The 18,577-nt window shown below is 60.6% G+C and carries 18 protein-coding genes; 5 read left to right on the forward strand and 13 right to left on the reverse strand.

Annotated elements, in window-relative coordinates:
• Window positions 1-108: 108 nt before the first annotated feature.
• Together BW686_RS07510 and BW686_RS07515 are read right to left on the reverse strand one after the other, a co-directional pair.
• Window positions 109-417: a putative quinol monooxygenase gene (locus BW686_RS07510; protein WP_084915715.1), complete on the reverse strand. Its 309-nt coding sequence runs from the start codon at window positions 415-417 to the stop codon at window positions 109-111.
• Window positions 418-448: 31 nt separating this feature from the next.
• Complete coding sequence (locus tag BW686_RS07515) at window positions 449-1,633, reverse strand: L-dopachrome tautomerase-related protein (protein WP_084915716.1); 1,185 nt, start codon at window positions 1,631-1,633, stop codon at window positions 449-451.
• 270 nt (window positions 1,634-1,903) lie between these two features.
• On the opposite strand from BW686_RS07515, the gene BW686_RS07520 reads away from it, so the two are divergent.
• Window positions 1,904-2,485: a TetR/AcrR family transcriptional regulator gene (locus tag BW686_RS07520; RefSeq protein ID WP_084915717.1), complete on the forward strand. Its 582-nt coding sequence runs from the start codon at window positions 1,904-1,906 to the stop codon at window positions 2,483-2,485.
• A 51-nt stretch (window positions 2,486-2,536) separates the two neighbouring features.
• On the opposite strand, the gene BW686_RS07525 is transcribed toward BW686_RS07520, so the two are convergent.
• From BW686_RS07525 to BW686_RS07535, 3 genes are all read right to left on the reverse strand, one after another.
• Entirely contained in the window at window positions 2,537-3,511 is a 975-nt protein-coding gene (locus tag BW686_RS07525; protein ID WP_084915718.1) for a biotin-dependent carboxyltransferase family protein, read from the reverse strand.
• Window positions 3,508-4,380 carry a 5-oxoprolinase subunit B family protein gene (locus BW686_RS07530; protein WP_084915719.1) on the reverse strand — a complete coding sequence of 291 codons (873 nt, stop codon included), beginning with the start codon at window positions 4,378-4,380 and terminating at the stop codon, window positions 3,508-3,510. Before BW686_RS07530 ends, BW686_RS07525 begins: the two co-directional genes overlap by 4 nt.
• Before the next feature lie 87 nt (window positions 4,381-4,467).
• Window positions 4,468-5,223 (reverse strand): 5-oxoprolinase subunit PxpA, encoded by a 756-nt coding sequence (locus BW686_RS07535; protein WP_084915720.1) that lies wholly within the window; start codon window positions 5,221-5,223, stop codon window positions 4,468-4,470.
• A gap of 125 nt (window positions 5,224-5,348) precedes the next feature.
• Here BW686_RS07535 and BW686_RS07540 point away from each other — a divergent pair, with 125 nt between their 5' ends.
• Complete coding sequence (locus tag BW686_RS07540) at window positions 5,349-6,266, forward strand: LysR family transcriptional regulator (RefSeq protein ID WP_084915721.1); 918 nt, start codon at window positions 5,349-5,351, stop codon at window positions 6,264-6,266.
• Between the two features lie 10 nt (window positions 6,267-6,276).
• On the opposite strand, the gene BW686_RS07545 is transcribed toward BW686_RS07540, so the two are convergent.
• Window positions 6,277-7,212 (reverse strand): LysR family transcriptional regulator, encoded by a 936-nt coding sequence (locus BW686_RS07545; RefSeq protein WP_084915722.1) that lies wholly within the window; start codon window positions 7,210-7,212, stop codon window positions 6,277-6,279.
• 142 nt (window positions 7,213-7,354) lie between these two features.
• On the opposite strand from BW686_RS07545, the gene BW686_RS07550 reads away from it, so the two are divergent.
• A complete protein-coding gene (locus tag BW686_RS07550; protein WP_084915723.1) occupies window positions 7,355-7,759 on the forward strand; it encodes a RidA family protein in 405 nt (134 codons plus the stop codon).
• A gap of 19 nt (window positions 7,760-7,778) precedes the next feature.
• Here the strand turns inward: BW686_RS07550 and BW686_RS07555 are convergent, their stop codons facing one another.
• From BW686_RS07555 to BW686_RS07575, 5 genes are all read right to left on the reverse strand, one after another.
• On the reverse strand, window positions 7,779-8,123 hold the full coding sequence (locus tag BW686_RS07555; protein WP_084915724.1) for a hypothetical protein: 345 nt from the start codon (window positions 8,121-8,123) through the stop codon (window positions 7,779-7,781).
• 134 nt (window positions 8,124-8,257) lie between these two features.
• The gene (locus tag BW686_RS07560) at window positions 8,258-9,502 is read right to left on the reverse strand and encodes a thiolase family protein (protein ID WP_084915725.1); all 1,245 of its coding nucleotides are present in this window, start codon (window positions 9,500-9,502) and stop codon (window positions 8,258-8,260) included.
• Window positions 9,499-11,385, reverse strand: a complete 1,887-nt coding sequence (locus BW686_RS07565; RefSeq protein WP_179149195.1) for a feruloyl-CoA synthase — start codon at window positions 11,383-11,385, stop codon at window positions 9,499-9,501. The genes BW686_RS07560 and BW686_RS07565 overlap by 4 nt, the downstream gene beginning before the upstream one ends.
• 156 nt (window positions 11,386-11,541) lie before the next feature.
• Window positions 11,542-12,990, reverse strand: a complete 1,449-nt coding sequence (locus BW686_RS07570) for an aldehyde dehydrogenase (protein ID WP_084915727.1) — start codon at window positions 12,988-12,990, stop codon at window positions 11,542-11,544.
• 47 nt (window positions 12,991-13,037) lie between these two features.
• The gene (locus BW686_RS07575; RefSeq protein ID WP_084915728.1) at window positions 13,038-13,868 is read right to left on the reverse strand and encodes a p-hydroxycinnamoyl CoA hydratase/lyase; all 831 of its coding nucleotides are present in this window, start codon (window positions 13,866-13,868) and stop codon (window positions 13,038-13,040) included.
• Between the two features lie 210 nt (window positions 13,869-14,078).
• On the opposite strand from BW686_RS07575, the gene BW686_RS07580 reads away from it, so the two are divergent.
• Complete coding sequence (locus tag BW686_RS07580) at window positions 14,079-14,567, forward strand: MarR family winged helix-turn-helix transcriptional regulator (RefSeq protein ID WP_084915729.1); 489 nt, start codon at window positions 14,079-14,081, stop codon at window positions 14,565-14,567.
• A 48-nt stretch (window positions 14,568-14,615) separates the two neighbouring features.
• Here the strand turns inward: BW686_RS07580 and BW686_RS07585 are convergent, their stop codons facing one another.
• Complete coding sequence (locus BW686_RS07585; RefSeq protein ID WP_084915730.1) at window positions 14,616-15,938, reverse strand: OprD family porin; 1,323 nt, start codon at window positions 15,936-15,938, stop codon at window positions 14,616-14,618.
• 325 nt (window positions 15,939-16,263) lie between these two features.
• Between BW686_RS07585 and mhpT the strand changes: the two genes are divergently transcribed.
• Complete coding sequence (gene mhpT, locus BW686_RS07590; RefSeq protein ID WP_084915731.1) at window positions 16,264-17,478, forward strand: 3-(3-hydroxy-phenyl)propionate transporter MhpT; 1,215 nt, start codon at window positions 16,264-16,266, stop codon at window positions 17,476-17,478.
• A 129-nt stretch (window positions 17,479-17,607) separates the two neighbouring features.
• On the opposite strand, the gene BW686_RS07595 is transcribed toward mhpT, so the two are convergent.
• The gene (locus BW686_RS07595) at window positions 17,608-18,555 is read right to left on the reverse strand and encodes a SphA family protein (protein ID WP_084915732.1); all 948 of its coding nucleotides are present in this window, start codon (window positions 18,553-18,555) and stop codon (window positions 17,608-17,610) included.
• Window positions 18,556-18,577 lie beyond the last annotated feature (22 nt).

Consider the following 18,577-nt stretch of genomic DNA (forward strand, 5'->3'; position numbering starts at 1 on the left):
GCGTACCTGGCGAGGGCCTAAAGCATGTGAAAGGTGGCACGCCAGATAAGCAATCGGCTTCAGGCTGCACGTCCGCAGCCTGAAGCATTACCCAGTGCCCGCCCCGACTCAGTCCGATACCGGGTCAAGAAATATCAACTGCGGCGCTTGCGCAAACAACTCACCGCCGACGGCAGCAAACTGCTGATAGTGTGCCGTGGCCACATGGGCGTCCAGCGCTGCCTGGTTTTCGAAGCATTCACGCATGTAGAACGTTCCGGCCTCATCGCGCTTTTCGAACAGCACGTACTCGATGTTGCCCGGCTCTGCCCGGGTCGGCTCCACCAGTGCCAGCAGTGCTTCTTTCAATGCCGCTTCTTTGCCCGTCTTGGCGTTCAGAACGGCGATCAAGACGATGGGCTTTGCCTGTGTGCTCATTTCCAACTCTCCACGGTTCAGTTCGATCCTGTTAATGCGTAGGGGCCGGCGCAACGCCGACTTTCACGCGCAGCAAGCTGTATGGTTTTTCCCGCTTGTCCTGGCCTGAATTGAAACCGGCCTGACGGTGCAACTGGTTGACGATGAAATACAGGTAGCCATCCGGGCCTATCGACAAGGTATCCGGCCACAGCATGCGAGGATCGTGCGCCACGGTCTGCCAGACACCATTCGACAGACGTTTGCGAATGGCATTGTGTTCGTAGTCACCTGCATACACGGCCCCGTCGGCATCGGACTCCAGCCCATCCGAAGCGCCTTTTTCGCCCAGATCCTGAACCGCCGCGGCCAGTTGCGAATCGCTTACCCGGCTGTCGTCCAGCAGGTCGGTGGCGACGGAGTACAGATGGCGGCTGGACAATGGCGAGAAATACAGTGTCTTGCCATCTGCCGACAACGCAATGCCATCGGCTGCAACGCTCACGGGTTTGCGCGTGCCATTCGGACCATCGCCCAGAACCGGCACGCCCTCGACGACGGGCACGAAAGCCGGATCTGCGGACGTTGCCTTCGCCCCGCTCAATCGCCGTACCGCATGCCCGGTGGCGATGTCCATGACGATGATCGCGCCCGGACCGCTCACCGACGAGTCGGTCACATACACCGTCCCCTGCGCCCCTTTGCGGAAATCGAAGCGCATGTCGTTGACATAGGTGCTGGGCAAAATGACGTTATCCGGAAACACCAGTCGCTTGACGATCTTATTGGTGGCCAGGTCCACCGCGATCAGCTTGGCCCCACGGGGACGCGGAGCCGCAAACTCGGGCGCTGCGGTGTCAAGAAGCCAGACGCGGCCTTTGCCGTCAGCCACCACACTTTGTACGCTGATCAACCCGTCAGCGGGGTCTTTGGGGTTCTCCCGGTTGACTGCCAGATCCGGATAGGCAACCACCTTGCCGTCGCGAATCTCGCCCACGGTAAACGGCACCTTGTCACCCCAGCGCGGGAAGTTGACGAAAATTCGCCCGGTTTCGGTCACCGTCACGCCGGTAGGCATCGCGTCGTAGAAGGCATGAACCTGTTCAAGCTTGCCAACGGCTTTGTCGGCCGGGGCGCCGGCAGGCAACTCGATGGCATTCATGCCATAGGCCAGCGAGGTGGTGAGTGCGGCTGCGGAAATGATGGCACGTGCTGCGTAAATTGATTTTCGATGCATGGTGCTCTCCTGACGAGTCAGCCAACGCTGCTCATCGGTAATACGGGCTCAGCGCACAGTGGCGTGAAACGCTCATTGCAACGTGCGGCCAAGGGGGAAACAGAACGGCGGGTATTCTGGTCTTTTTTGTTACAAAGGAAAACGCCAGTAACCGGTAAACACTTTCAACGTTACGACGAAGATCCGCAAAATCGCCTGCACTTTAATGACGTTCAGCATCAATGCTATATTCCCCGTCTGTCGAACGGAGCAGACGAACGAGGAACACACATGAGGGTCACCAAGGCGCAGGCGCAGGCCAATCGGGCGCACATTGTCGAAACGGCCTCCGTGCAGTTTCGTGAGCACGGTTTTGACGGCGTGGGGGTCGCGGACCTGATGGCAGCCGCAGGCTTTACCCACGGCGGGTTCTACAAGCACTTCGGCTCCAAGTCAGACCTGATGGCAGAGTCGGCCGCCTGCTCCATCTCACAGACCGTGGAACAATCGAAGGGCATCGATCCTGCGCAGTTCATCGACTACTACCTGTCCAGAGAGCACCGTGACAACCCTGGCACCGGCTGCACGATGGCGGCGCTGGGTGGCGACGCCGCGCGTCAGTCGGACGATGTCAAAGCGACTTTTGCCGATGGCATTGAGCGCATGCTGGCAGCACTTGTGCCTTCAGGCGAACACACCGATGACGCAGATCAGCAACAGGCGCGGGCACACACCCTTGACAGGTTTGCCCATGCGCTCGGCGCGGTGCTGCTGTCGCGCAGTTGCCCGGACAACTTGCCGCTGGCCGATGAAATACTGAACGTGTGCCGCACAAAGATGCGGGCGCAACTGACGCCCGCACCTGCCGACTGACGGCCCTTCTGACTAGCGAACAAAACGTAAACGCCCTGCCCGCTCTGTATTTCAGTAAGGAAACAATTTGCTCAGGCAGGCCAGTTTCTTCTTGTAGGATTTTCGTGCCAGCAAGGCATCCTCCAGCGTCACGGCCACGAATCGGGCTTTCTGGTTGGGCTGCATCTGACCGATCAGGTCAAGGTCGGCGCTGATCACGGTGCCTATCATCGCGTAGCCTCCGCCAGACACCGCGTCGCGGTGCAACACGATCGGCTCCAGACCGGCAGGGACCTGAATCGAGCCGATCGGATAGCAACTGTCGACAATGTTCGACGGATCGGAACCGGCACCAAACGGCTGCTCCCGTGGCTGAAAGGTCAGTGCCCTGCCACCCTTGAAGCGATAACCGATACGGTCTGCCTCCGAACCGACCGCCCAGGACTCGGAGAAAAAGCTGGTCGCCGCAAACTCGGTCAGACGCTCGTAATACAGCCCAGGCACCACGCGCAGGTAGACTTCGCCGCCCAGAGACTGGCGCAGCGCCATCGGCAGACTGGCGCCTGCACGGCCTTTGCCGCTGGCGGTGCCGATCGGCAGCAGATCATCGGCCGCCAGCCTGCGTCCCTGTAAACCGCCGAGCGCCCCCAGCGTGTAAGTCGACCGACTGCCCAATACCAGCGGCACGTCAATGCCGCCCGCAACGGCCAGATAGGTGCGCGCGCCGTCCTTGGGGAAATCGAAACGCAGCACCTGACCGGTTTTTACCGAAAATGCGGTGTCAGGGTGCATTTCCACCCCGTCCAGCCGTGCGGCCATGTGCGCACCGCAGACCGCCACCAGAGCGTCGCACTGAAATTCCAGCTCCGGACCGACCAGGGTGCATTCAAGTCCGGCGGCGCCGGGCGGGTTGCCGACCAGATGGTTGGCGGCGCTGAGCGCGTACTGGTCCAGCGCACCGGAAGGCGGAATACCCAGATGATAGTAGCCCTCGCGGCCAAGATCCTGAACCGAGGTTGCCAGACCGGGTTTGAGTACCTTGATCATGCCAGCACCTCCTGCAGCGATTTTGGATAGCCGGCGGGATCGGCCAGAAAGGCATCCAGTGAAAACTCGACCGGACGGATCCGCAGGTCGAAACGCCCCGCCTCCACCTCGGCAACGGCCTCATCGTAGCCTTCCCGATCCAGCGGTTTGAACTGCACGATGTCCCCCGGACGGAAAAACACCATGTGCTCTTTCAGGTACGCCAGCCGCTGTTGCGGGTCGTAGATAGGGGCCGGGGTGACGCCGAACATTTGATAACCGCCAGCACCGCGCACCGAATAGATACAGCCAAAGCAACCGCCATGCCCCAGGGTCAGTTTGGGCGTGTCGGTGCGCGGACGCAGGTATTTGGGCACCTGCAACTGCCGCTCACGCTCGACCATCTGGAACATGAACGGCAGACCGGCAACAAAGCCGACCATCGAAACGAACCACGGCGCACCGCTGTGCGCCGCAATGAACGCATCGACGTCGGCCAGGTTATTGATGCGCGCAGCGTATTCCAGGTCTGTGGCATTCGGGTCCTGATGACGGTCGCGAAAGCGCATCAGGGTTTCGTGGGTCCAGGGATCGTTGTAAAGCACCGGGATCTCGATGATACGGGTTTGCAAGGTGCGCTCGGCGACAGCCCCCGCCTCAGCCTGCCTCACCGCCTCAAGCAGGGCCTGAGGCGCAATGCGGTCCGGGTCGAAACGGATCTGGAAAGAGGCGTTGGCCAGGCATACATCCAGCACGCCATCCAGCGCCAGGCGCTCGACCGCGCGAGTGACCGCCAGACCCTTGAAAAAGGCTTCCAGCGACATGCTGTCACTGACCTCGGCAAACAGGTGTTCATCGGCGCCAAAGCTGTAGCGAATCGGATCGGCCATGTCTGTTCCTTTTGGAATCGTTATAGAAAGGCAGGCAAAGATCGTTGCGGCGGCCCAAGGGTCTTTGCCCCCGGTGCCGCGTACCGGCTAACGTGGCGTGCGCACGGCTATTCCGGCATCGTCCAGTGCCCGGCGCGTCGCTTCGGCCAGGGCCAGCGCTCCCGGCGTGTCACTGTGCAGACAGATCGAATCGAAGGCGATGGCCAGATCCTCACCCTCGACCGTTCGCACCACACCTTGCTGACAGGCGCGAACCACCCTGGCCGCCACCTCGGCGGGGTCATGAGCCCTGACGTTTCGGGTAAAAACAATAGAGCCACTGAGGTCGTAGTCGCGGTCAGCGTAGAACTCGCGAACCACCGGCTGCCCCAGTTCCACAGCGATTTTGCAAATGACCGAGCCGGGCATGCAGTAAAGCAGCAGGTCAGGCTCCAGACGCTGAAGGTTTTCCACCAGCAACCGGGCAGCCTCTTCGTCACGGGCCAGGTGCATGTACAACGCGCCATGAGGTTTGAAGTGCTGCAGTGCAACACCCTGAACCTTGGCCAGTTCACGCAGCGCGCCCAGTTGGTAAAGCATGTCGTCGACCAGCTCCTGAGCCGGCGAGTTGATATGCCGCCGGCCGAAGCCGACCAGATCGCGGAACCCCGGGTGCGCGCCGATGGCGACACCCAGGCGTTTGGCCTGCTCGATCGTGCGGCGCATGGTGCCCGGGTCACCGGCGTGGAAACCGGTGGCGATATTGGCCGAACTGATAAACCCCATGAGTTCGGTATCGACACCGTCCCCGATGGTCCAGGCGCCGAAGCTTTCGCCCATGTCCGAGTTGAAATCCACTTGCATGGCATTTGCTCCTGAAGCTAGGTAACGGATGCAAACCACGTTAAATTCTCGCTCCCCCCTTGGGTAGATCTATTATCAGATACGCTATCTTCTGAAAAACAGATACCCCGCAGACCGGAGTGCTTATGTCCCTGACCTTGCGCCAGGTTCGTTATTTCGTCGCCACCGCCGAGATCGGACAAATCTCGCAGGCGGCCATCCATCTCAACATTTCACAGTCGGCGGTCACCACCGCGATCAAGGAACTGGAGAGCATGCTCGGCTCCCTTCTGTTTCAGCGCTCGGCACAGGGCATGAGCCTGACCGAGGCCGGTCGACACTTTCTCAACCGTGCGTATGTGATTCTGCGCAGCGTCGATGATGCACTCAACAGCCCGCTGCCGGACCTTCGCGCCAGTGGCGTATTGCGCCTGGCGGCAAGCTACACCGTCATTGGCTACTTCCTGCCGCACCATTTGCAACGTCTGGAGCACTGGCACCCGGACGTCGCCATCGAAGTGCATGAACAGGAGCGGCAATCCATCGAACAGGGCCTGCTGGAAGGCCGATTCGACATGGCGGTGGTGCTGACAGCCAACATCACTCACCCGGATATCATTTCGGAAACGCTGTTCAATTCAGAGCGCCGCTTATGGCTGTGCAGTCACCACCCGCTGTGCCAGCGCGCATCGGTCAGCCTCGCCGATGTGGCCAAGGAACCCTACATCCTGCTGACCGTGGACGAAGCCGAGCAAAGCGCGATGCGTTACTGGGAAATGGCCGGTCAACAACCTGGTGTGCGCGTACGCACCAGTTCGGTCGAAGCAGTACGCAGCATGGTCGCCAACGGCAGCGGCGTGGCGATTCTGTCGGACCTGGTGCATCGCCCCTGGTCGCTGGAAGGCAAGCGAATCGAAACCCTGACCGTCACCGATCAGGTAACGCCCATGAGCGTCGGCCTTGCCTGGCACCGCGAACGGGAACCCAGTCCGGCGATGCAGGCGTTTCGTAACTACTTCCACGACGCGTTTCTGGCACCGCAACAACTGTCGGCGCGACGTTGAGGGGCATGCGCTAACCCCGGCCAAGCCTTTGATGCCCGCCAACCGGCCCATGCTCGGCCATCAGCTCGGTGACCCAGTCGATAAACACGCGCACTTTGATGCTGACGTGCCGGTTCGGGGGAAAGGCTACGTACATCGGCATGCTCTCCAGTTGCCAGTCCTCGAACAGCGGGACCAGATCACCGCGTGCCACGTGAGGTCGCGCCATGTAATCCGGAAGCCAGAGGATGCCCATTCCGGCAAGTCCGGCGGCAATGTACGCATTGCCATCATCCACCGCCAGCGTATAGCGGCCCTGAACATGCACCTGTTCGCCCTCGCGCTGCATGGCATAGGGAAGCGCCTTGCCCGTTCGCGCCCACAGATAGCCGACGATACGATGGGACGAGTCTTCAAGCTCCCTCGGGTGGACGGGCGTGCCCGTTCGCTGCAGATAACCGGGGGCGGCGTAGACGCCCAGTCGCAGGTCGCCCACCCGGCGCGCCATCAATGACTGATCGGTTATCTCGCCACCGCGCACGACGCAATCCACATTTTCGCCGATCAGGTCGACGATACGGTCGCTGACGCCCATGTCGATCTGAATGTCCGGGTAACGGGCATGAAAGGCAGGCATCGCCGGCATCAGCAGCAGGCTGGCGAACGGGCTGGGCACGTCCACACGCAATCGGCCTCTGGGCAGAGAGGCGGCACTCGACAGGCTGGTCTCGGCGTCATCCATGTCCGCCAGCAACCTGACGACCCTTTCGTAATAGGCAGCGCCGTCAGCGGTTACATTGACCTTGCGCGTGGTGCGATTGAGCAGCCGTACCCGCAGACGGGCCTCCAGTTGCTGCACCAGCTGCGTCACACTGGTCTTGCTCATGTGCAGCGTGTCGGCGGCCTTGGTGAAGCTGCCGGTTTCCACCACCCGGGCAAACGCCTGCATCGCGTCGAAACGGTCCATTCTCACCCTGCCTGACAGTTGAATTGTTTGGTTTTCCCAAACAGTGCTGATCAAGGTTGCGCGTTTATCGGTCCAGTGCAAGCGCTTAAAGTCGCTCCATTACAGAGTTTCAGGTCGCCCCGACCTCTTGATGGAGACAGCCATGACACAGCGTGACGTTGTATTTCCTGCCGGCCGCCAGGCGCTTTACGAGCGCAACCATTACTCCCCGGCGATTCGCTCGGATGGCTTTTTGTTCGTGTCGGGACAAGTCGGCAGCAGAGAGGACGGTTCGCCTGAACCCGACCTTGAAAAGCAGGTACGCCTTGCATTCACCCACCTGAACGCGGTTCTGCTGGCGGCGGGCTGCACCTTCGAGGACGTGATCGACGTGACGGTGTTCATTGTCGACCCCGAGACGACGTTCGAACGGGTATGGAGTGTGTTTCCGGAGTTCTGGGGCAACGCGCCTCACCCGACCCTGACCGGTGTGGGTGTCACTTGGCTCTATGGCTTCGATTTCGAAATCAAGGTCATTGCACGGCTGCCGCAGGCCATCGGGTCATAACCGTTGCGACATCGACCCTTCAGCGGCTGCGGATCGGTACCACGCAGTCGCCCGCCTCGAATGTCAGAGGGGCTTCAAACTGCTGAAAGAACTGTCCGGAAACAACCTGCTCGAGAAACTGCGCCTGGTCTTCAGTCACCAGCGTCACCGGAGAGTACCCATCGGCATCGGGCAAGGCCAGCATGCGCGCCTTGCGCTCATGCGCCACGGCGATGAACGCCCTTTTTTCTTCATCGGACATGGCGGAAAAATAGTCCGACAGATTCTCCAGCGAGCGTACCGCCAGATCCTGATCGAGCTGATCGTCATCCGTGAACATCAAATGCCAGACGAAATCGAAAGATAGCTCAGCGAGGGCACGCATAGACGGGGTTCCGTAGTGTTTCAGAGGCGCGAGATTCGCCTTTCATCATGATTCGGTCAAGCGGTAAAAATTGACCTGCGTCATGCCCAGTGCTTATCGCCATCGAAATTCGCTTTCCGCGAGCAAATATTGAGCTAACGGGTGGCTCGATAGAAAGGATTCTCGATCAGCAGTGCCATGCCCTGCCCTCCGCCCACGCAGGCGGCGGCAATGCCGTAACGCAGGTTTTCTTCGCGCAGTTGTCGGGCCAGGGTCATGACCAGACGCAGTCCGGTGGCGGCCAGCGGATGACCCAGGCCCAGAGAGCCGCCCTGACAGTTAAGCCTTTCGATGCCCACTTCCAGTGTCTGCGCCACGGCAAGCACCTGAGCGGCCTGTGCTTCGTTGATTTCCAGTCGATCGATGTCATCCAGCCTCAGCCCGCTGCGCTGCAACAACAGCTGGATGGCGGGTGTCGGACCGATGCCCATGAACTCCGGAGCGACACCGACCACCGCGCTGGCCAACAGGTGCGCGATGACCGGCCGGTCTGACTGCGAAGCACGCCCCACCAGCGCTGCCGCCGCACCGTCGACCACCGCGCAGCTGTTGCCCGCGGTCTGCACGCCATCGGCGTGGATGGCGCGTAAACGCGACAACGCCTCCAGGCTGGTCGCGCGGGGATGGCTGTCTTGCGTGACGCATTCAACCCTGCGCGGCAACTCTATGCAGCGCGGCTGGAACACTGCCAGTTCAAAGCACTCGTTGCTGACCGGAACAATTTCCGAAAGCCACCGGCCATCCACCTGAGATTGCAGGGCTCGCTGATGGCTGAGCAAAGCGTATTCATCCACCGCTTCGCGGTTCAGCCCGTAACGTCTGGCCAGGTTGTCCGCGGTGGCGATCATGTCCATGGCCGGGGCCGGATCGTAAAGCGCCTCCCAGAGAAAGTCCTTGAACTGCACGCCGCCGCCCAGCGCGAAGCCGTCCCGATGGGTGTACGCAGCAATCGGGTTGCGTGACATGGACTCGGCCGCCACACACAACGCCATCTGGCCTCCATCGCCCACATGCAGCGCCGCTTGCCGCAACACCTCGAAACCGGTGGCGCAGATTCGCTGCACACCCAGTGCCGGCACGCTTTGTGGCACGCCGCTGTACAAACCGATGTGCCGGGGCAGCAGATACGCATCGAAACTGGCCTGTGCCATCGAGCCGGCCAGTACGCTGTCGACCCTCGACGGTGAGACCGCGGCGCGCGCCAGCACTTCCCGCGCAACCTTGATACCCAGGTCAATGGGCGAAATCTTCGCCAGTGCCCCGCCGATGTCTACCCAGGGAGTGCGCACTGCATCGATGATTGCGACATCACTGAACGCAGAATATTGACCGCCGCTCACGCCTTCGGTCCTGCATCCAGCCTGTCAGGATCGCGATTGCCATACAGTGCGTCGACTCTGGCCGCGCGCCACTGCAACACCGCGCGCTGATTGATCGACCCCTTGTCGGTGATCTCACCCCGATCAATGGACGCGGGTTCATCCAGCAACGCGATCCACTCCAGACGACTGGCGTTGCCGTTGGCGCCCTGATTCAGGCCTGCCAGCCATTCGGCGAACCACTCACGCACCGGCGCGCTGGCCAGTACTTGTGCATCGGTCGCCTGCGCGCCAAGACCGGCCAGTTGCCGACACTCGTGCAAGCGGGGGAATACCAGCGCACCCAGGCATTCGCGATCCGGTGCAGTGATGACGACGTCCTGAACGTACGGTGAGCCTTCCAGCACCGCACGGTTGCGCATCGGGCCGACGCTGACAAACACGCCCGATGACAGCTTGAAGTCCTCGGCCAGACGCCCGTCGAACATCAGCCCCAGCCCTGGAGCGGAAGGATCGGCCAGCTTGATCGCATCGCCGGAACAATAAAACCCGTTCTCGTCGAACACCTCGGCAGTCTGCTGCGGCGAGCGCCAGTAGCCCGGCATGATGTGCGGACCGCGAAAACGCCCTTCCAGCTTGCCGTCCACCGGCACCAGGCACACTTCACACCCCGGCGCAGGCAGGCCGATGTAACCGGCCATCGACAGCGGTCCGGTGGTAAAGGTGCAGGACGGCGCGGCCTCGGTCATGCCCAGCCCGGCCATCATGCGAATGCGTTCGCCACAATGCTGCTCGGCGACCCGGTCAAGGCGATCCCAGATGCTCTGCGACAGCCCGGCCGCAGCGAAGAAGAACAGCTTCATGCGCGAGAAGAATCGCTCACGCAGGTCCGCATCCTGCTCCAGTGCATTGACCAGCTCTTCCCAGCCCTTGGGCACGGTCAGGTAAGCCGTGGGCGAGATTTCCTTGAGGTTGCGCAGCGTCTCGGCAAAGCCCTGTGCGGTCGGCTTGCCGTTGTCCAGATAGAACGTGCCGCCGTTGTACAGCACGATGCCAAGGTTATGGCTGCCACCAAACGTGTGATTCCACGGCAGCCAGTCCACCAGCACCGGCGGCTCCTCGCCGAACACCGGGAAGGTCTGCAGCAGCATCTGTTGATTGGCGCACAGCATGCGCTGAGTCGTCACCACAGCCTTGGGCAGCTTGGTCGAGCCCGAAGTGAAGAGGAACTTGGCGATGCTGTCCGGCCCGCTGGCCAAGAATGCTGCTTCGGCTTCAGGACCGCCCGGCTGTTCGAGCAGGCTGGCAAAGCTCGACTGACGCCGACCGCTCACCTGTCCGCGTACGGTGATCATCGGTGTGTCGACCGGGATAACAGCGTCGATGGCGCGCTGGAACGGTGCGGCATCGCTGACGAATACCAGCCCGGGTTGCAGCACGTCGCAGACATGCCGCAATTTGGCGAAATCCTGGGACATGACCGAATACGCCGGCGACACCGGGCAATAGGGAATCCCGGCGTACATGGCGCCGAGGGCGATCTGCAGATGTTCGATGTCGTTGCCCGACAGCAACGCCAGCGGCCGCTCGGCTGAAAGGCCGTACGCCAGCAAGCCCTGCGCGATGGCGCGGACATCAACCAGCATGTCGGCGTAACTGACCTTGCGCCAGCCTCCCCGGCTGTCGCGGGCGGCAATAAAAGTCTGCTGCGGTCTGACATGAGCCCAATACACCAGCCGGTCAAGCAGCCGGTGGGGCAATTCGGCCAGCGGTTCGAGGGCACGCATGTGCAGAATGCCCTGCTCTTCGCGCACCTCGATGGGCGGATGACCGATGGAAACCTGACGATAGCGCGGCGAACCGGCTTCACTCTGCAACAACGATGATCTGATATCGGAACTCACGGGCGTTCTCTCCATCAAGGCACGCAGACGCCAAACAGTCGGCAGCGGTTCGGGTCAGGCGTGGCAGCGTCGGGCTGCAGCCTTGTTATTGTTGTACCTGGCTCACTGACGAAAACGGCGGTATGCAACAGGCCGTCATCGCCAGCGCGAGAGGGTTCAGATCGGGTAATGCCGAGGTCCGTTTTGCAAGGTCACCCAGCGTAACTGGGTAAAGTGCTCAATCGACGCCTTGCCACCGAAGCTGCCATAGCCACTGGACTTCACTCCGCCAAAAGGCATGTGTGCCTCGTCATGCACAGTAGGCCCGTTGATGTGGCAAATGCCCGACTCGACCCGTTGCGCCAGAGCCAGCGCACGGCCGGTGTCGCGACTGAAAATCGCCGCAGACAGGCCGAATTCCGAATCGTTGGCCAGCCGCAGCAGGGCTTCGTCACCCTCCCCGCGGATCACCACCGCCACCGGGCCAAAGGACTCTTCGCGGTACAGACGCATGGCGTCCGTCACCCCGTCGAGCAACGTCGGTTGCAGAATGCTGCCCTGCAACTGACCGCCGATCACCAGCGTGGCGCCCAGATTGACGGCGTCGTCGATCAACGCCTTGATACGCGTCCCGGCACCGATGTCCACCAACGACCCCAGCACCGACTGGCTGTCCGCCGGGTTACCGGCACGCAGGGTTTTGATCTTGGCCGTCAGCCTGGCCACAAATACATCGGCCACCTTCTGATCGACGATCAACCGTTCGGTGGACATGCAAATCTGACCCTGATTGAAATAGGCGCCGAATGCGGCTGCTTCCACCGCGGCATCAAGGTCGGCGTCGTCCAGCACCAGAAACGGTGCCTTGCCCCCCAATTCCAGCAGTGCCGGCTTCAAGTGCCGGGCTGAAAGCTCACCGACGATGCGCCCCACATGGGTCGAACCGGTGAAATTGACCCGACGCACCGCCGGGTTGGCAATCAGACGTTCGACAATCGCCGGCGCATCCGCAGGCGCATTGCTGATCACATTGACCACGCCATCGCCCAGCCCGGCGTCCTGCAATACCTGGCCGATCAATCGATGCACCGCCGGGCTGAGTTCAGAGGCTTTCAGCACCACGGTGTTGCCGCAGGCGAGCGGCATGGCGATGGCGCGTGTGGCCAGAATCACCGGGGCATTCCACGGCGCAATACCGAGCACGACGCCGCAGGGTTGGCGCAGGGCCATGGCGAAGCTGCCGGGAACGTTGGAAGGAATGACATCGCCGGTGATCTGCGTGGTCATCGACGCGGCTTCGCGCAACATGTTGGCGGCCAGTTGCACGTTGAAACCGTACCAGTTGGCCATCGCTCCGGTTTCTCCCGCCGCAGCGATGAATTCGTCACTACGGGCCTGTAATTGCTCGGCAGCCTTGAGCAGGCGCGCCCGCCGTTCGCCGGGCGGCAGCGCCGCCCAACCGGGAAACGCAGCCTGAGCGGCGGCGACTGCAGCGTCCGCGTCTTCCAGCGTCGCAGCCGCTACCCGCGAAACCACTTCGCCGGTCACCGGATTGCAGCGTTCAAAAGTACGACCATCTCGGGCGGGGCACGACTGACCGCCGATCAGCAGGGGCACGTCCAGCATGTTGATTCCTCTTTATTATTGTTTAACAACAGCTAACAGCGTGACAGCTACCTTTTATAGGCTTCCAGCCCCGGTTTGATGCTCTTGTCGTCGAGGAATTGCTTCATGCCTTGTTCGCGGCCACCCTCCTTGTCCAGCAGGCGAGACTGATCGAGCTTCGCGTACAGGTAATCTTCGTTCTGTTCCCAGGTCAGTTCGCGGCAACGCTTGAAGCCGTGTTTGGCCGCGCGCAACACCACCGGATTCTTTTCCAGCAGATTGAGCGCCAGATCGATTGTCACCTGACGCAATTGCGCCAACGGCACGCTTTCGTTGACCAGGCCCATTTCGGCGGCTTTCCGGCCATCGAAGGTCTTGCCGGTCATGATGTAGTACAACGACTGGCGATGGCCCACGGTGTCGGCCATGGCCTTGCTCACCAGGTTGCCTGGCGGAATGCCCCAGTTGATTTCCGACAGCCCGAAGGTAGCCTCATCGGCACAAATCGCCAGGTCACACGCCACCAGCGGACTGAACCCGCCACCGAAACACCAGCCGTTGACCATTGCGATGGTCGGCTTGGCGTACATGCGCAGCAACTTCCATTGCCACTGCGAGGCTTCACGGCGAATCTTTTCCTGAAGAATTTCCGGACCCGCATCCACCTCGCGAAAATACTCCTTGAGGTCCATGCCGGCAGTCCAGGCTTCGCCAGCACCGGTCAGCACCAACACACCCGCATCAGGGTCCTGTTCGAGTGTTTCCAGCACATCGATCATTTCCCGGTTCAGGGTCGGGCTCATGGCATTGCGCTTTTCGGGACGGTTGAGGATGACCCACGCGATACCCTGCTCAATCTCGACCTTGACGGTTGTCCAGCGACCTTCGTAATTGCTCATGGCATGCTCTCTTGTTCTTGATCGGAAGATGACTCAAAGCTAAACCGCAAATATAGTTATGTCAATTAACCATTATCGTAGTTAATCAATATCTTTGCACTCCGCCCGAATAGGCTGGTCACAGTCACGTATGCCCCATAGCTATCGTTCGCCAACCTCGGCAAACTGATCGGCTGATTGACCCACACCATCAAAAGGACCGCATTTTCAATGGCCAAGCCCTCCGACATCGCCGACGCTTTTCAGTCTCCTGCCCAGGCTGCCGAGGCACCTTTGCCCACGGACTCTGCGCTGGATGATCTGATCGGTTATGCCATGCGCCGGGCACAGCTCAAACTGTTCCAGAACCTGATCGGGCGCCTTGCTGTTCACGATCTGCGTCCTGCCCAGTTCTCGGCACTGGCGATCATCGAGCAGAACCCAGGCCTCATGCAGGCTGATCTGGCCAAAGCGCTGGCGATCGAACCGCCTCAGGTTGTGCCATTGTTGAACAAGCTGGAAGAACGTGCGCTGGCCGTGCGTGTTCGCTGCAAGCCGGACAAGCGTTCGTACGGCATCTTTCTCAGCAAGACGGGCGAGACGTTGCTCCGCGAGCTGAAGCAAATCGCGGTGGACAGCGATCTGGATGCCACCTCAGCGCTGGATAACCAGGAACGCCGGGACTTGCTCAGGCTGCTGAAAAAAGTCTATCTGACGTAAGACCATTGCCTGCGGCAACGCATGAACGTTGCCACTGATGCCGCCGACCTACCAGAGCGGCAAGCTGTACTGCACGATAAAGCGCGTCTGGTTTTCATCACGAAAGGCTGCGCCTGCCGGGAAGTCATTGCGGTAGATGGACTTGCGTGCCAGCAGCGCGACGTTCTTCATTGGGCCGCTTTGAACGACGTAGCCCAACTCCATCTGAAACTCGCGCTCTTTTCGATCATCGGCATTGAAGGCGGTCAGCTCAATGTTGTCACCCCGCACATAGCGCAGGCGGCTGCGCAGCCCGACCAGGCCCAGCGCAGTGAAATCGTAGTCATAGATGGCTTGCCAGGTACGCTCTTTGGCGTTGAGGAAGTCGGAGCTCATGGTCATTTCGCTCAGCCCCATCAGCTCGGTGCCCGACACATAAGGTGTCGCCGTGTCGCCGCTGGAATGCATGTAGCCCAGGCTGACACTGTGCCCTCCCCACTTGTAACCGAGCAGGGCCGACAGGTTCTGATTATCGACCTCTCCGGCTTTTGCACTGCCGGTGTCGCTGCTGAAGAAACTGCGCAGATCGGTGGTCAACACGCCGTTGCCGATGTCCAGCTTGTGCAGCAGTGCCAGGGTGTTCTGGGTGTAGAGGTCGGCCACTTCGGCGTGATAGACACGTACGCCCAGCTCTTTGGTGAGCTGATAATCACCCCCGGCATAGGCCATGTGCGATGAGGTCGCCGCACCGTTGAAACGACGGTTCGGTGCGGCAATGGTGATGGCCTGGTAGTTGGTGGAGTCACGCTTGTTGACCCGGTCGATGTAGCCAGCGTTGAGTGTCAGGCCGTCGAACTCCTTCGAGGTCAGTGCAGTGCCGCGGAAGGTCTGCGGCAGCAGACGTGAAGGACTGGCAAAGGCAAACGGCAGAAAAATCGACACATCGCCGGTTTTGATCGTGGTCTGGCTGAATTTCAGCTTGCCGGTCAGCGCCAGCCGCGAATACTCGTCAGCGGCGCGTCCGTCGCTGGCGGACACGGGCAAAAGCTCGGTGCCGCTACGGTCCGGCGCAGAGTCCAGCTTCATGCCGACCAAGGCGCGTGCATCAAGGCCGAAGCCCACCGTCCCTTCGGTAAAGCCCGACTCGGCATTCATGATGAAGCCCTGCGCCCATTCCCGGGTAGACGTTTTGGCGCCATCGTCCTTGTAATCACGGTCCATGTAGTAATTGCGCAGCGTCAGCGTACCGTGGCTGTCATCCAGAAAACCCTGAGCCCACGCAGGATCAGGCAGCACACTGATACCCAGCAAGCCGAGCACAAGGCTGCGGTTTATTCCACGACAAAACGGGACCGACACAGCGGCGGCTGCATCACGAGCGTGCATTGGCATATTCGGTTACCACTTATTGTTGTTGTTTTTGGGTTCGGTCCGGCGCTTGATGGCAGACCTTGAGCAGAGAATTGAAAGATTACGCGCTGGCGTCAATCGAAAATGACCGATAATCGAACGTTAATATTATTAACCACTTTCCATAAGCGTCTCCACCTCAAACCTAAGCTCATGTTTCTCAATGAATAAATGCGCTTTTTCTCAGGATATCTGCGCGGATTCTTTTTTTAGTTATTTTTGTTACCTTGATTGGCACTTGTCCTGACGCTGGTTTGGTGGTCGGGAACAGGCTTTGCACACAACAAAAACAACAATGAGGCTTGCCATGAACAGTCCGCTGCGTCGTTCGACGCTGACCATCGTCTTGTGTTTCATCGTTGCCCTTATCGAAGGATTTGACCTGCAGGCCGCCGGTACGGCCGCAGCAGGATTGCGTCAGACCTTCGCCCTGGACCCGAAAATGATGGGCTGGGTGTTCAGTGCCGGCATCATCGGGTTGCTGCCAGGTGCATTTTTCGGTGGCTGGATCGCTGATCGCATCGGCCGCAAGAAAATCCTCGTGGGCGCGGTGCTGCTGTTCGGCGTCTTTTCGCTAAGCACCGCCTATGTACAGACCTTTTCCGGGCTATTGCTGGTGCGTTTTCTGACCGGCCTGGGCCTCGGCGCCGCCCTGCCCAACCTGATCGCGCTGTGCGCCGAAGCGGTCGGCGAACGCCATCGCGGCCTGGCCATCAGCGTCATGTACGCGGGCGTGCCACTGGGCGGTGCGTTGGCGGCGGTGGTCGCCGTGTTCACCAGCGAGCACTGGCAGACGACGTTCATCATCGGAGGGCTGGCGCCTTTGCTGGTTGTCCCTTTGATGATCCTGTTGCTGCCCGAGTCCAGCGCGTTCAACCAGCAGACGTCCGCCAGCACCGTTAGGTACTCGGCCACTGGCGCGTTGTTCGGCGAAGGCAGGGCGCGTACCACACTGGCCCTGTGGATCGGCTACTTCTTTACCCTGACCGTCATGTACATGCTGCTCAACTGGTTGCCTTCGCTGTTGATGGCTCAGGGGTTCAGCAAGCCACAGGCGGGGATGGTGCAGATGCTGTTCAACATCGGCGGTGCCTCGGGCTCATTGCTTGGCGGGCTGCTGCTGGATCGTTGCAACGGCATCAAGGTCGTGTTGTTCGTGTATGCCGGTTTGCTGGTGGCGCTGGCGGGTGTGGGCGTGTCGGTCGGGATCGTACCGATGGCGATGGCCGGGTTTGCTGCCGGGGTGTTCGTCATGGCTGCGCAACTGGTGCTGTACGCTTTGGCGCCGCCGTCCTACCCCACTTCGGTGCGCGCCACTGGCGTGGGGGCTGCCGTTGCAATCGGACGCCTCGGCTCGGTGGCCGGTCCGTTGGCCGCCGGGCAGTTGCTGGGGGCCGGTGCAGGAACAGCCGGCGTGCTGCTGGCCACATCGCCAGGCCTGGTGATTGCGGCTCTGGCGGCGATCACCGTGCTGTCGCGTTCGACACCTCCCGAGAAGCATCAAATCAAAGTTGCCGGCTGAACAGGCTGGCACGCGCCGCACATCAGAATCGGACGCAGAGCGTTGGAACGAGAGCAAGGCCAGGCCTCTCTCGTTCCGCACGCTCCAGTGCGTTGACACAATGGTTCATCAGTCCGGTCGCATCACGCCCTACAACTTGTGCAGGAAGTTCAGCACCAGCTTGTTGCCTTCAGTACGGTTTTCCGCACCCTGTTCAAAGTAACTGTTGACCGTCAGCACGTTCTCTTTATTGAAGCTGTAGAGAACGCCCGGCCCGATTGCCCAGACTTTTTCCTTGCGACCGCTGACGTCGTGACCGTCCACCTGAGTGTCGGTGAACTGTTTGAGCCAATAACCGTTGAGGCCCAGCGAGAGCTGTTCGGTGACGGCATATTGCAGGGTCAGGTTGGCGTGCAATGCCTGACCGGCCTGCGTGTCGGAAACGTTGCCGAATCCGGCTTGCGGGTCATCATTCTTGCCATTCCACAAGTACATGAAACGCCCACTGGCGGACCATTTCGGCGAGAACCACCACGTAGCGGCGTAATACGGGTTGAACGACCAGAAGTTGCTGCCGGGGTTGATCGAGCGGTTGCGATTGTAGGCACCCACCGGAACAGACACATCGGCTTCAATCCGCTGGGTCAACAACGGGCTGCCATCGGCGCGGGTCAGGGTCGGCAATTGCAGAAAGGGCCCGATGACCACATCGCCAAAACCGGCACGTGAACTCAACACCGTGTTATCAAGGCCATCGTCCACGCCCACATGCGCCAGCGAGGTATTGATCACGGTAATACCCGGCATCGCACCATTGGCCAGCGGCTGGCCGACGTAAATGATCTGCGTAGTGACGGCCAATGCATCGACGTCTTGTCTGGGAAGTTGCAGTTTGTCGCCATTGACGTCATTGAAACGGTTGGCTTTGGAGTAATTGAGGTATTCCTCCAGGTACCAGCCCGGCCCCGCAGGTGCCGGTGATCCGTCGTAGAAGCTGGTGTTGCCCAGATTGAGGCCCGGCAGGTCGTACGCCAATGCTGTCGATGACAGCGCGACGAGTGAAACGGGCACAACGGTACGCAAGATAGACGTGAGCATCTTGGGATTCCTGTACGTATTG

Origin of the sequence: Pseudomonas syringae, assembly GCF_002157375.1 — a bacterium.
Classification (GTDB): domain Bacteria; phylum Pseudomonadota; class Gammaproteobacteria; order Pseudomonadales; family Pseudomonadaceae; genus Aquipseudomonas; species Aquipseudomonas syringae_T.